Genomic DNA, 12,486 nt, shown 5'->3' on the forward strand with positions numbered 1-12,486 from the left:
CTCAGTTATCCCCGTCCCTTGACCCTCGGTCAACCCTTCGGCGTAACGGCCGTGTTGCGGAACCGGACAGACGTCCCGAGCCCTACTCGCGGCGGGGCCGCGCGGCGGCGTCGAGCGCGGCGGCCTCCTCCGGGGTGGGCGCCGTGCCGCCGAGGTGGGCGGGCTGCCACCACACTCCCCGCGACTGGTCGGGGTAGGTCCGCTGGGCCTCGTCGAGCAGGTCCGCCATCCGCCGCCGCAGGTCGCCGGTGAGCGCGGCGATGTCGTCACTCAGGCCCGGCCGCATCGGCTCGCCGACCAGGATCGTGATCGGGACATGCCGCTGCAGCAGCTTGCGGGGCCGGCCCTTGGTCCACAGCCGCTGGCCGCCCCACAGGGCGACCGGGATCACGGGCACCCCGGCCTCGGCCGCCATTCTGATCGGGCCGCTCTTGATCTCCTTGACCGTGAACGACCTGCTGATCGTCGCCTCGGCGAAGTTGCCGATGATCTCGCCGTCCTTGAGGGCCCGTACGGCGGCGTCGTAGGCGCCCGCCCCGGCCGACCGGTCCACCGGGATGTGGTGCATGCCGCGCATCAGCGGGCCCGACACGGGATGGTCGAAGACCTCCTTCTTCGCCATGAATCGGACCAGCCGCCCGGCGGGGTGGGCGGCGAAGCCGGCGAAGATGAAGTCGAGGTAGCTGACGTGGTTGCTCACCAGGACCGCGCCACCGCTGCGGGGTATCCGCTCCGTTCCCTCGATGCGGAACCGCAGGTCGAGCAGTTTGAAGGCGGTCAGCGCGGTCCGCAGGACCGGCGGGTACACGATCTCAGCCATGTCTGAAACCGTAACCTACTCACCCGTAACTTTTAGTAAGCCGAAGGTCCTCTTCTCGGGCTCCGCGCGGGTCAGTGGCCGAGGAAGGCCTCCTCCAGCCACCACGACGGGCGGTCGGCGGTGACCTTCGCGTGGACGAGCAGGGGTTTGTCGCGCGGCCCCTTCAGCCACTCGGCGACCCCCGACAGGTCCTCCTCCCGCCGTACGGTCACCGCCTCGAAGCCGAAGCCCCGGGCGATCCGCGCGATGTCGGCGGCCGGGAAGGTGACCGCGCCGAGCGGGAACCCGTGCGGGCCGAAGTGGTGGACCTCCGCGCCGTACCCGTCGTCGTCGTAGACCACGACCACCATCGGCAGGCCGAGCCGTACGACCGTCTCCAGTTCTGCCACGCCCATCAGGGCCCCGCCGTCGCCGAGGGCGGCGACCGTGAGCCGGTCGGGCCGCGCGACGGCCGCGCCGATCGCGGTGGCCAGGCCGAGCCCGATCGACTGGAACGCCTGGGTGAAGCAGAACGCGCTGCCGTCCGGGACCGTGAGGAACATCGACGGATATCCCATGAAGTTCCCGGAGTCCACGGCCACCAGCCGCTCCTGCGGGAGCAGGTCGTCGAGTCCGATCGTCAGCGTGCGGGGGTCGATCCGCTCTCCGGCGCTCAGGTCCTCGTACGGCACGTCGCGCCAGCGCCCCTCGCGGGCGATGCGTTCGGCGATCTCCGGGGCGCGGTAGCCGCGCGTCCCCGCCTCGCCCTCCGCCCCGGGTTCGCCCAGCAGGGCGGCGACCGCCCGCGCGGTCTCGCGTACGTCGCCGACCACGCCGAGGTCGATCTCGCGGTGCACGCCGAGCGCGTCGGGGTCGAGGTCCACCTGGACGGCCCTGGCCTCCGGCCCGATCAGCGCTCCGTGCCGGGTGGTCCACATGGTGAACGAGCAGCCCCAGCCGACGACGAGGTCGGCGTCGCGGATCAGCTCGGCCGCGAGCGGGGTGGCGAAACCGCCGCTCACGTCGAGGTCCCAGGGGCTGCCGTGGAAGTGGCCCTTGGCGACCGCCGAGGTGGCGAACAGCGCCCCCACCCGCTCGCCGAGCGCCTCCAGTTCCCGCCGCGAGCCGCGGGCTCCCCGGCCGGCCACGAAGACCGGCCGCTCCGCCTCCGCCAGCATCCGCGCGAACCGCGTCAACGCGTCGGACGGCTCCGCCGCGAGCCCCTCCGGCTCCTCGTCGTTCCCGGACTCGATGGGGAACGTCAGCCCCCACGCCGCCGGCACGCGGCTCGCCACGTCGCGGTGCGCGCCGCCCCGGCCGGCCAGCAGTTCGCGTACGGCCTCGGCGGCCTCCTCGGGCAGCGTCTCGGCCTGCACGTCCAGGGGCAGGTTGAGCACCACCGTCCGGCGCCCGAGCAGGGCGGCGAGGAAGGCCATCACGATGTCGTCCACGGCCGTGGCGGCCGACCCGACCCTGGCGCAGTGCGCGCCCACGGCCTCGGCGAGCGCGGCCTGGTCGATCCGGAAGTTGGAGGTGGGCGAGGTCACCTCCGGTGCGAGCACGAGCAGCGGGGTGCGGCTCTTGGCCGCCTCGGTGACGCCGGTCAGCGCGTTGGTCAGGCCGGGCCCCTGGTGGACGGTGAGCACGGCGACCGTGCCGCTCATCCGGGCGTAGGCGTCGGCCATCGTGGCGGCCCCGCCCTCGTGCCGCGCCGCGACGTACCGCACGCCGTGCTCGACGAGGGCGTTGGTGACGTGGAAGTTGCCGCTGCCGACGACGCCGAAGGCCGCCCGCACGCCGAGGGCGGCGAGGGCCGCGCCGACGGCCTCCGCGACGTTCACCGCTCCACCAGCGCGAGCACGCGGACCGGGCTGCCCGAGCCGCCGACGATCGGCAGCGGGCCCGCGATCACCACCGCGCCCGTCGGCGGCAGCCGGTCGAGGTTGCGCAACTGGGTCAGGCCGTACTTCCCCGCGCCGAGGAGGTAGGAGTGGCAGGGGAAGGCGGGGTCGAAGGAGTGGGCCGCGCCCGCGTCGGTGCCGACGGTCTCCGTCCCGATGCCCGCGATCGGCGTCTCCTCGGCCAGGTAGCGGGCGCAGGCGGGAGACATGCCGGGCGTGTGCGGGCCCGTCTCGTCGGCGTTGAGGAACTCCGCCTGGTCGTGGGCGCGCACGTCCCATCCGGTGCGGTACAGCAGCCAGCCGCCGTCGGGCAGCGCCCCGTGCTCGGCCTCCCACGCCTTGACGTGGTCGATCTCCAGCAGGAAGTCGGGGTTCGCGGCCGACTGCGCGCTGAAGTCGAGCACCACGGCCGGCGCGATCAGCTTGGCCGGGGCCACCTGCGACACGTCCTCGCCGTCGCGCCCGGTCACCCAGTGGACGGGGGCGTCGAAGTGCGTGCCGGTGTGCTCGCCGGTGGTGAAGTTGTTCCAGTACCAGCCCGGGCCGCGGTCGTCGTACCGGCTGATCTCCTGCATCGAGAACGGCACCGTCTGCCCGAACGGTTCGGGCAGCAGCAGGATCGGCGTCTTGTCACTCAGCGGCGCGGTGAGGTCGAGCACCTCGATCCCCCCGCCCCGGATGCCGTCCACCAGATCCCGCAACACCGACATCAACGCCTCCTAACAGATCAGGCCCCTGAGATCCTCCTACACCCGCCCCCCGGAACGCCATATCCCGTCCCCATATAGGACGGGAGTATGGATCGCCGTCGACCCCTGGGGGCTTCCGGGCGTACCCGCCGGGGCCCTTGACGCGGGTGGCCTCCAGTTTTAACTTCTATGAAACCGCGTTCGACATTATCGAACGACGTTCACACTCTGGACGGTTTCATGAACGACTCACCCCCCTCCACGTTCCAGAAGCTCCTGTCAGAACTGCTCGGCACCGCCTTCCTCGTGTACGTCGGCGCCGGTTCCGCCGCGGCCACCGGGGTCATCGCCGCCGGCACCCACGCTCCCTTCTCCATGGCCCAGCTCGGCATGATCAGCTTCGCGTTCATGCTGGTCATCGTGGGCACGGTGTACGCCATCGGGCACATCTCCGGCGCGCACATCAACCCGGCGGTCACGGTCGCCCTCGCCGCGACCGGCCGCTTCCCCTGGCGCGAGGCGCCGGGCTACGTCGCGGCGCAGGCCGCCGGGGCCGTCGCCGGCGCGCTCGGGATCTTCGCGACGCTCGGCGCGGACGCCGCCAGGGCCGCCGGAGGCGGCGTGACCGCGTACGCCGCCGAGGTCGGCTTCGCCCGCGGCGCGCTGATCGAGGCCATCGGCACGTTCATCCTCGTCTTCGTCGTCTTCGGCGTGCTCGACCGGCAGGCCGCCCCCGGGTGGGCGCCGATGGCGATCGGCTCGATCGTCTTCGCGATCATCGTCATCGTGGGCCCGGTGACCGGGGCCGCGATCAACCCGGCCCGCTACGCGGGTCCGTTCCTCGTGGACGCGGCCTGGGGCGGCGCGGTGAGCTGGGGCCAGCTGCCCGCCTACTTCGCCGGGGAGTTCGCGGGCGGGCTGCTCGGGGCGCTCGCCTACACGGCGCTTGCGGCCTCGCGACAAAGGACGAAGCTGGAGAGCACGACCACGGCAGTAGGGACCACGTCATGAAGAAGCTCATCAACGGCGTCGACTCCGTCGTCACCGACGCGCTGCGCGGCATCGCCGCGGCGCACCCCTCGCTCCGCGTCGACCTGGAGAACAAGGTCGTCTTCCGCGCCGGCGCCCCCCGGCCGGGCAAGGTCGGCCTGGTCTCCGGCGGCGGCTCGGGACACGAACCGCTGCACGGCGGGTTCGTCGGCTACGGCATGCTCGACGCGGCCTGTCCCGGCGAGGTCTTCACCTCCCCCGTCCCCGACCAGCTCATCGAGGCGACCAAGGGAGTGGACGGCGGCGCGGGCGTGCTGCACATCGTGAAGAACTACACGGGCGACGTGCTGAACTTCGAGATGGCCGCCGAGCTCAGCGGCGACGAGGGCGTCGAGGTGACGACCGTGCTCGTCAACGACGACGTGGCGGTGCAGGACTCCCTCTACACGGCGGGCCGCCGGGGCACCGGGGCCACGCTGTTCGTGGAGAAGATCGCCGGCGCGCTGGCCGAGACCGGCGCGCCGCTGGCCGAGGTGGCGCGGGTCGCCCGGGAGGTCAACGAGCGCAGCCGCTCGTTCGGGGTGGCGCTGACGCCCTGCACGGTGCCTGCCGCGGGCAAGCCCACCTTCGAGCTGGGCGACACGGAGATCGAGCTCGGCATCGGCATCCACGGCGAGCCCGGCAGGACCCGGGCCCCGATGCGCGAGGCCCGCGAGATCGCCCGTATCGCCATGGACGCGATCGACGCCGACCTGCCGCTGTCCGGCGAGACGCTCGTCATGGTCAACGGCATGGGCGGAACGCCGCTCATCGAGCTGTACATCGTCTTCGCCGAGGTGGAGGCGTACCTGCGGGAGAAGGGCGCGACGGCCGTGCGCAGCCTGGTCGGCAACTACGTGACCAGCCTCGACATGCAAGGCTTCTCGGTGACGACGTGCTCGCTGACCGGCGAGCTCACCCGGCTCTGGGACGCGCCGGTGGAGACACCGGCGCTGCGCTGGGGCCGCTGACCGCCACCCGAACCTCTGGAGTCCCCTCTTGAACACCCAGTTCTTCGCCGCCTGGATCGAGGAGATCGCCGCCGCCGTGCGGGCGCAGCGCGACCACCTCACCCAACTGGACGCCGCGATCGGCGACGCCGACCACGGCGCCAACCTCGACCGCGGGTTCACCGCCGCGCAGGAGGCGCTGGCCGGCGCCTCCCCGCAGACCCCCGGCGCGCTCCTCGTCCTCGTCGGCTCCACGCTCATCCGCAAGGTCGGCGGCGCCTCTGGCCCCCTGTACGGCACCGCCTTCCGCGAGATGGGCAAGGCGTTCGGCGAGGCCGCCGAGATCTCGCCGGCCGAGCTGAGCACGGGCCTGAACGCGGCCCTGTCCGGCGTCCAGCGCCTCGGCGCGGCGGCGGAGGGCGACAAGACCATGGTCGACGCCCTCGCCCCGGCCGCGAACGCGCTGGCCCAGGCCGTACGGGACGGGCTGAAGCCGGAGGATGCGCTGGAGGCGGCGGCCGCCGCGGCCGAGCAGGGCGCCAGGGCGACGGTCCCGCTCCAGGCGCGCAAGGGACGGGCCAGCTACCTGGGGCCGCGCAGCGTCGGGCACGAGGATCCCGGCGCCGCATCGACGGCTCTGCTGTTCGGCGCGCTGAAGGCGGCCGCCTCCCGATGACCGCGAGCGCGGACCGCTCAGGCGGCCGGGCCCCCGGGCACAGCGGAGCGGGGCGCGCCGAGGTCGCGCGAGACCGCCCGCGCGGTCTCGCGCACGGCCAGCGCGACCTCCTCCCGCCGCGCCGGGTCCAGCACCCGCTCGACCGGCCCGACCACGGCGACGGCGCCGACCACGGAGCCGTCCCGGGAGAAGACGGGCGCGGCGACACCCGCGTCCCCCAGCGCCGCCTCCTGGTCCTCGACCGCGTACCCCCGGCGGCGCACCTCCGCGAGCGCCCGCTCCAGGTCGTCGCGGCCGGTCCTGGTGAGCCCGGTGAGCGGGGCGAGGTCGTCCGACAGCAGTTCCTCCCCGCGCGGGTCGTGGGCGGCGATGGCGTGGCCGAGCGCGCAGGCGTGCCACGGGATCGCGGCGCCCACCTCCAGGATCTGCACGACGTCGTCGGGCCGGAACACGTGGTGGAGCACGATCACCCGGCTCCCCGACAGCGTGCCGACCCAGACGGCCTCGTTGACGCGCTGGGCCAGGGAGTCGGCCCACAGCAGGCTCCTGGCCCGCAGTTCCGACCCCTCCAGATAGGCGTTGCCGAGTTGCAGCACGGCGGGCCCCAGCGCGTACTTGCCGGTGTCCGGATCCTGCACGACCAGCTCGCAGGCGGCGAGCGTGCGCAGCAGCCCGTGCACGGTCGGCTTGGCGAGGCCGACGCGCTCGGCGATCTCGGTGACCCCGAGCCGGGGGGTGCCTGACCCGAGGGCCTTCAGGATGAGCGCGGCGCGCTCCACCGACTGGATCACTTTTCGATTATGCCGAACGATCTTCAGGAATAACGAATGGTTGGCATCGTACTCATTTCACACAGCAGCGGCCTGGCCGCGGAGGTGGCCGCGCTGGCCAGGCAGATCGGCGGCGCGCAGGTGCCGCTGGCAGCGGCGGGAGGCACCGAGGACGGCGGTCTCGGCACCAGCCCCGACCGGGTGACCGCCGCCATCGAGGAGGTGGACCGGGGGGACGGCGTCGTGCTGATCCCCGACCTCGGCAGCTCGGTGCTCACCGCCAGGCTGCTGCAGACCCCGGGTCACGTCGTGATCGCCGACGTGCCGTTCGTGGAGGGCGCCATCTCCGCGGTCGTCGCGGCGGGCGGCGGGGCCTCGCTGGACGGCGTGCTGGCGGCGGCCGAGGAGGCGTGGCATGTCCGTAAGCTCTGAGCCCGCGGCCCCCGAGGCCGGCGCCGGCGAGCGCACGATCGTCCTGACCGAGGACCTGCACGCCCGCCCCGCGAGCGCGCTCGCCCAGACCGCCGCCGCTTTCACCTCGGCCGTCACCCTCTCGTACGGCTCCCGCTCGGTCGACGTGCGCAGCGTGCTGTCGCTGATGGGCCTGGGCGCCACGAGCGGGCAGACCGTGACACTGCGCGCCACCGGCGACGACGCCGCCGAGGCGCTGACCGCCCTCGGCGCGGTGCTCGGCGGCTGACGACCTACCGCCGCGCCGCGCCCGCCGGCGGCGCGGCGGACTCTCCGGCGCGCTCGAGGAAGTCGCGGACCTTCTCGGCCTCCGGAACACCGAGCTCCCCGTAGAGGCCGAGAGCCAGCCGCCCATGCTCACCCGCCTGCTCCGCGTGCCCGAGCGCGAGGTGGGCGCGCGCCAGCCCGTCGTGGGCACGCGCCTGCTCCGGCCGGTTGCGCGTCAGGTCGGCGAGCGTGAGCGCGGCCGTGTGCTCCTCGACCGCCCGAGCCGGGTCGTCCGCCGCCTCGGCCAGCCCGTTGAGCGCGGCCGCCTCGTCGGCGGTGTTGCCGAGCGTGCGGTAGACAGCGGCGGCCTGCTCATGGCGGGTGCGCGCCTGGGCGAGCTCGCCCTGGTGCCGGAGTACGACGCCGAGGTGGTCGAGGATCAGCGCCTCTCCGGCCGGGTCGCCCACCTTGCGGTGGAGCGCCAGCGCCAGGTCGAGATGGCGCCGGGCCTCCTCCGGACGGCCGGCCCGGTCGAGGAGGAGGGCGAGGATGCCGAGCACGTTCGCCTCGCCCCAGGTGTCGGCGCCGATCCTGGTGAGGTCGAGGGCCTGCTTGAGGTGCTGCTCCGCCTGGACGTCCCGGCCGCGCCGCAGGGCCACGTTGCCCAGGGTGAGCAGTGCCCGGGCCCGTTCGCCGGCCTCCTCGCACGCGTCGAGGGCCTGGTGAGCGTGTTCCTCCGCCCGCTCGTACTCGCCGAGCCGCCAGTAGGTCCGCGCCAGGTCGGTGAGCGCTCGCGCCTGGACCTCGCGGTCGCCGAGCACGCGGCTGCGCCGGAGCGCCAGGGTGTGCAGCGTGAGCGCGTCGTCGTGGTGCGCGTGCCGGTCGAGGTAGGGGCGCATCGCCAGGGCCAGCATGCCCAGGCAGATCTCGGGTCCGTGGACGGCGGTCGCGATGATGTTGGAGCGCTCGGCGTCGAGCCAGGCGATCGCCTCCGCGGCGTCGCGGATGGGCGCGATCGGGGCAGCTGGCTGAGGTATGTCCTCCCGCTGGCCGACCGTGTAGGGGAACAGCCGGTCCATCGCCGCGCGGGAGCGGTGCAGGTAGTAGGTGAGCAGCCGCATGACGGCGCCGTCGTCCTCGGCGAGCGAGCGGGCGTGCTCGCGGAGCAGGTCGTGGAAGGTGTAGCGGCCCGGTTCGAGCTGCAGGAGCATGTGGGCGTCGAGGAGGCCTTCGAGCAGCTCCTCGGCCTCGTCCTCCGGGATCCCGGCCAGCGCGGCCGCGCCGCAGACGTCGATGTCGCGCCCGGGCACCAGCCCGAGCAGGCGGAACATGCGCTGCTCGTCCTCGTGGAGCTGCTCGTAGGAGAGGGCGAAGGCCGCCGACACCCCGTCCAGGAGCCGGCGGTGGTCCCGCAGCCGGCCGGCCAGATAGGACACGGTCCAGCGCGGGCGGTGCTGGAGGCGGGCGGCGGAGATCCGGATGGCGAGCGGGAGGTGCCCGCACAGCCGCAGCACCTCGCGTACGGCGTCGGGCTCCTGGTGAGCGCGTTCGCCCACGATCCGCTCGAACAGCTCGACGCCGTCAGCCTCGCCCAGCACGTCGACCGACAGCGCCCGGGCGCCGTCCAGGTCGACGAGCCGCCGCCTGCTGGTGATCAGGACGAGAGTGTCGGAGCGCCCCGGCAGCAGGGGGCGCACGTGCTCGGCGTCGAGGGCGTTGTCCAGCACGGCGAGCACGCGGCGATCGGCCAGCTCGGCGCGCCAGAGCGCGCTCCGCTCGGCCGGCGTGACCGGGATGCGGTCGGCGGGCACCCCGAGCTGGCGGAGGAGCGCCTCCAGCGCGGCGGCGTCGATCGGCTCCCGGCCCGCCGTGTGGGCCCGCAGGTCGATGAAGAGCCGGCCGTCCGGATAGCGAGCGGCCAGCCGGTGGGCCACGTGGACGGCGAGCGTGGTCTTGCCGATCCCGGCCATGCCGTCGATCGTGACGACCGCCGGACCGTGGTAGTCGTCCCCGAGCCGCTCCAGTTCGGCGGTCCGCCCGGAGAAATCGGGAATGTCGTAGGGCAGGAAGGTGGAGCGACACGGCGGGCCGGGAACCGCCGGTGCCGCGTCGGCCAGGCGCAGGGCCGGATCGTCCGCCAGGACCGCCCGCTCCAGTTCGGTGAAGGCGTGCCCGGGATCGAGGCCCTGTTCGTCCGCGAGAGCCGTACGGTAGGCGCGTGCGGCGGCCAGGGCGTCGGGCTGGCGGCCCGCCCGGTACAGGGCCAGGACGAGATGGCCGTTGAGCTTCTCGCGCAGCGGGTTGGCGGTCACCTGGGCGGCGAGCTCGTCGAGCAGATCGCCGTGCCGCCCGGCGGCGAGCTCGCCCTCCGCCAGGCGCTCGTACGCCGACAGCCGCCGGTCGTTCCAGAGCTCACGGACGCCGGTGACGTAATGCGCGTGCACGTCCTCCAGCGCCTCGCCGCTCCACAGGTCCAGAGCCTTGCGGAGCTCCCCGCCGGCCACCAGTTCGGTGAACTCCTGCGCGTCGACCTGCCCGGGCTCCGGCCGCGCGACGTAGCCGCCGGCACGCGTCTCCAGGAGCCGTACGGCTCCCGCACCACGCAGCACCTTGCGGATCGCGGTGATCGAGGCATGGATCTGTGATCGGGCGGTGTCGGGAGGGTCGTAGCCCCACATCGCGTCGATCAGCCGCTCGATGCTGACTACGCGGCCGGCGTTGAGCAGGAGGTAGGCCACAACAGCCCGATCAACCCACGCAGATACAACCCGCCGTTCGACCGCTGCTCCCTACGGGCGAACGAGGTGAACACCTCACCCGCAAAATCCTCAAGACGGCCACGCACCTCAGCCAACTCAGCCGAAGTCACCCCGAGATCATCTCAGACAAGATCTCCAACTAACAAAGTCCTACTAGACGTCGACCGTCAGTCGGCGACCAGGTCCATACGGAGGAACTCGGTGATGCGGAGCAGCCTCGGTGGGCGTGCCACCTCATCGGGGAGGACCTGGAACGCCTCACCTTTCCCGACGAGGCGTGGGGCTGCGAGTTCCACCTCCTTCCCATCGACCCGGAGCCGCGCACCGTCGGCTGCCAAGACGTTCTGCACCCAGTCCGAGCGCGATCCATACACCAGAACGAACAGGTAGCCGCCGTCGACAGGATGCGCATCGAGCGGCGTGCGGTACGTCGCGCCAGAAATGCGACCGACGTGAATCAGCACCGGCCACCTCCCGGCCGCGATCGCGCGAGGGTTGAACACCCTCTTGTTCACGTGCCCCCACCACGTCGGCATCGGCATCAGGATCTCCTTCTCTCGCCCCGGCGGGGCGCGTCGCGGGTCAGACGTTCGCCGAGCCCCAGTTGATGCAACCTCGGAGGACCCTGGACGACTTACGCCTGTAAGGCGGCTTACGTCTGTAAGATTGACTTACGCTTGTAAGGTTGTCAACCTGCCCATACCCCGGAGCCGTCGTGTCACCACCACCACCACAACCGCTCAGCAGAGGTCGCGTGCTGGAAGCGGCGATCCGAGTCGCGGATCGCGGCGGCGCGGAGGCGATCACGATGCGACGGGTGGCGCAGGAACTGGGTGTGGAGGCGATGTCGCTCTACCACCACGTACCGAACAAGGACGCGATCCTCGACGGCGTAGTCGACATGGTGTTCGCAGCGATCGAGCTACCCAGTGCCGAGTGCGACGATTGGCGCGACGCAATCCGTGCGCGCGCTTCCTCCGCGCGTGCGGTCTTGTCGCAGCACAGCTGGGCTCTCGGCCTCATGGACTCCCGTCGCAACCCGGGGTCGGCGACGCTACGCCACCACGACGCCGTCCTCGGTGTCCTCCGGGAGGCGGGGTTCACGCTGCCGATGGCAGCGCACGCTGTCTCGCTCATCGACAGCTACATCGGCGGGTTCGTCCTCCAGGAGGCGAACCTGCCGGTGACACCGCCGGACAATGTCGAGGAAGTGGCCGGCGACATCCTCGAGCAACTGCCGGCGGGCGAGCTGCCGTACCTCAAGGAGATGATCATCGACCACGCCCTGCAGCCGGGCTACGACCACATGAGCGAGTTCGGCTACGGCCTGGACCTGATTCTGGATGCGCTCGAAGCTCGGCGGAGGTAGAGCCCCGAAAGCGTCATCGGGCGACCGCTCCTGTTTTCCAGGGCGGTCCACAGAGCACCGTCCGGGGCCCGCGGCGATGCCATCGGGATCCGATGAGGGGGTGGGCAGGTCGTGCTCGGTGATCACGCTGGCGAGGGTGATGCATCCGATACGGCGGGCCGGTGCGCTCGTGCCCCTGATGGCCGCGAATATGTGGTGACGCACCCGCTGCCGGTGTTCGAACGGCGACGCCGCGGCGGTGCTCCGGGAGGCGTTTTCCCGTCCCGCTCCCCCGCTTTCAACTGTCGATCAGGTTCGCGGCACCATGCTCTGCGGCCGCGACGCCGCCCTGGAGGCCATCCACTCGGGTCCGGCCAACGCCACACCGGCACGGAGGCCATTCACTGCGTTGCCGGTCAGTAGGCGCGCTTCCAGTGCCAGCGGCGGTCGCTGCTGTAGTAGCTGCACTTGTAGCGCTTGTTCGTGACCTTGGCGTACCCGTACTTCCCGTGCGCCGCGGCCGGACAGTAGGCGCCCGGGGTGATGCAGTTCCAGTGGTTGCCCACCCGCTTGTAGCAGCTCGCCGCGGCCGACGTGGAAGCAGAAGGGGCAGACGCGTCGGCCGGTACGGCTAGTGCGGCGGGGGCGACGAGAGCGGACGCGACAAGCACGCTCGCGGCCAGGAAACGACGGAGCACGTGCTCTCCCTTGGGGCTGGGGATGTTGGCTCAGAGGAGACGGTCTCGCATTCCCAGGGGTTCACGACATGCCAGCCCCTGTGACCCCAAGAAGGATGTGGCGTGGTGCGCTTCTGGGCGACGGCGAGGATCTCAAGGGTCTGGACAAGCCCATCCGGACCATCACCATCGGGCGTACGGCCTACCTCT

13 protein-coding genes are annotated in these 12,486 nt (G+C 72.3%); 6 read left to right on the plus strand and 7 right to left on the minus strand.

Features of this window, described 5'->3' with window-relative positions; genetic code table 11:
• Nucleotides 1-82 precede the first annotated feature (82 nt).
• The 3 genes from ACQEVJ_RS29310 to ACQEVJ_RS29320 all read right to left on the minus strand — a co-directional run bounded on the left by ACQEVJ_RS29310 (nt 83) and on the right by ACQEVJ_RS29320 (nt 3,410).
• Nucleotides 83-820, minus strand: a complete 738-nt coding sequence (locus ACQEVJ_RS29310) for a lysophospholipid acyltransferase family protein (protein WP_433106550.1) — start codon at nt 818-820, stop codon at nt 83-85.
• A gap of 71 nt (nt 821-891) precedes the next feature.
• Complete coding sequence (locus ACQEVJ_RS29315) at nt 892-2,640, minus strand: thiamine pyrophosphate-binding protein (RefSeq protein WP_433106552.1); 1,749 nt, start codon at nt 2,638-2,640, stop codon at nt 892-894.
• Nucleotides 2,637-3,410, minus strand: a complete 774-nt coding sequence (locus ACQEVJ_RS29320; protein ID WP_433106554.1) for a cyclase family protein — start codon at nt 3,408-3,410, stop codon at nt 2,637-2,639. Before ACQEVJ_RS29320 ends, ACQEVJ_RS29315 begins: the two co-directional genes overlap by 4 nt.
• A gap of 219 nt (nt 3,411-3,629) precedes the next feature.
• On the opposite strand from ACQEVJ_RS29320, the gene ACQEVJ_RS29325 reads away from it, so the two are divergent.
• From ACQEVJ_RS29325 to dhaL, 3 genes are read left to right on the plus strand one after another with little or no spacing between them, the layout of a single operon-like run.
• Nucleotides 3,630-4,400 carry an MIP/aquaporin family protein gene (locus tag ACQEVJ_RS29325; RefSeq protein WP_433106556.1) on the plus strand — a complete coding sequence of 257 codons (771 nt, stop codon included), beginning with the start codon at nt 3,630-3,632 and terminating at the stop codon, nt 4,398-4,400.
• Entirely contained in the window at nt 4,397-5,389 is a 993-nt protein-coding gene (gene dhaK / locus ACQEVJ_RS29330) for a dihydroxyacetone kinase subunit DhaK (RefSeq protein WP_433106558.1), read from the plus strand. The genes ACQEVJ_RS29325 and dhaK overlap by 4 nt, the downstream gene beginning before the upstream one ends.
• Nucleotides 5,390-5,417: 28 nt before the next feature.
• Nucleotides 5,418-6,044 (plus strand): dihydroxyacetone kinase subunit DhaL, encoded by a 627-nt coding sequence (dhaL, locus tag ACQEVJ_RS29335; protein WP_433106560.1) that lies wholly within the window; start codon nt 5,418-5,420, stop codon nt 6,042-6,044.
• Between the two features lie 17 nt (nt 6,045-6,061).
• On the opposite strand, the gene ACQEVJ_RS29340 is transcribed toward dhaL, so the two are convergent.
• On the minus strand, nt 6,062-6,835 hold the full coding sequence (locus tag ACQEVJ_RS29340; RefSeq protein WP_433106562.1) for an IclR family transcriptional regulator: 774 nt from the start codon (nt 6,833-6,835) through the stop codon (nt 6,062-6,064).
• Between the two features lie 36 nt (nt 6,836-6,871).
• On the opposite strand from ACQEVJ_RS29340, the gene dhaM reads away from it, so the two are divergent.
• Entirely contained in the window at nt 6,872-7,246 is a 375-nt protein-coding gene (gene dhaM / locus ACQEVJ_RS29345) for a dihydroxyacetone kinase phosphoryl donor subunit DhaM (RefSeq protein ID WP_433106564.1), read from the plus strand.
• On the plus strand, nt 7,230-7,514 hold the full coding sequence (locus ACQEVJ_RS29350; RefSeq protein WP_433106566.1) for an HPr family phosphocarrier protein: 285 nt from the start codon (nt 7,230-7,232) through the stop codon (nt 7,512-7,514). Before dhaM ends, ACQEVJ_RS29350 begins: the two co-directional genes overlap by 17 nt.
• 4 nt (nt 7,515-7,518) lie before the next feature.
• Here ACQEVJ_RS29350 and ACQEVJ_RS29355 read toward each other — a convergent pair whose 3' ends face one another.
• Nucleotides 7,519-10,230, minus strand: coding sequence for a BTAD domain-containing putative transcriptional regulator (locus tag ACQEVJ_RS29355; RefSeq protein ID WP_433106568.1), 2,712 nt, complete (start codon nt 10,228-10,230; stop codon nt 7,519-7,521).
• A gap of 188 nt (nt 10,231-10,418) precedes the next feature.
• Nucleotides 10,419-10,793, minus strand: coding sequence for a nitroreductase family deazaflavin-dependent oxidoreductase (locus ACQEVJ_RS29360; RefSeq protein ID WP_433106570.1), 375 nt, complete (start codon nt 10,791-10,793; stop codon nt 10,419-10,421).
• Nucleotides 10,794-11,005: 212 nt separating this feature from the next.
• Here ACQEVJ_RS29360 and ACQEVJ_RS29365 point away from each other — a divergent pair, with 212 nt between their 5' ends.
• A complete protein-coding gene (locus ACQEVJ_RS29365; RefSeq protein ID WP_433106572.1) occupies nt 11,006-11,620 on the plus strand; it encodes a TetR/AcrR family transcriptional regulator in 615 nt (204 codons plus the stop codon).
• A gap of 395 nt (nt 11,621-12,015) precedes the next feature.
• Here ACQEVJ_RS29365 and ACQEVJ_RS29370 read toward each other — a convergent pair whose 3' ends face one another.
• Nucleotides 12,016-12,297: a hypothetical protein gene (locus ACQEVJ_RS29370; RefSeq protein ID WP_433106574.1), complete on the minus strand. Its 282-nt coding sequence runs from the start codon at nt 12,295-12,297 to the stop codon at nt 12,016-12,018.
• Between the last annotated feature and the right edge of the window lie 189 nt (nt 12,298-12,486).

Origin of the sequence: Microbispora sp. CA-102843, from assembly GCF_050936215.1 — a bacterium.
GTDB lineage: Bacteria > Actinomycetota > Actinomycetes > Streptosporangiales > Streptosporangiaceae > Microbispora.

What these genes read in the sequence shown, in the direction of transcription:
- ACQEVJ_RS29310 (WP_433106550.1), bottom strand. Translation starts at nt 820, where the DNA reads ATGGCTGAGATCGTGTACCCGCCGGTCCTGCGGACCGCGCTGACCGCC.
- ACQEVJ_RS29320 (WP_433106554.1), bottom strand. Translation starts at nt 3,410, where the DNA reads ATGTCGGTGTTGCGGGATCTGGTGGACGGCATCCGGGGCGGGGGGATC.
- ACQEVJ_RS29325 (WP_433106556.1), top strand. Translation starts at nt 3,630, where the DNA reads ATGAACGACTCACCCCCCTCCACGTTCCAGAAGCTCCTGTCAGAACTG.
- dhaK (WP_433106558.1), top strand. Translation starts at nt 4,397, where the DNA reads ATGAAGAAGCTCATCAACGGCGTCGACTCCGTCGTCACCGACGCGCTG.
- dhaM (WP_433106564.1), top strand. Translation starts at nt 6,872, where the DNA reads ATGGTTGGCATCGTACTCATTTCACACAGCAGCGGCCTGGCCGCGGAG.
- ACQEVJ_RS29350 (WP_433106566.1), top strand. Translation starts at nt 7,230, where the DNA reads ATGTCCGTAAGCTCTGAGCCCGCGGCCCCCGAGGCCGGCGCCGGCGAG.
- ACQEVJ_RS29360 (WP_433106570.1), bottom strand. Translation starts at nt 10,793, where the DNA reads ATGCCGATGCCGACGTGGTGGGGGCACGTGAACAAGAGGGTGTTCAAC.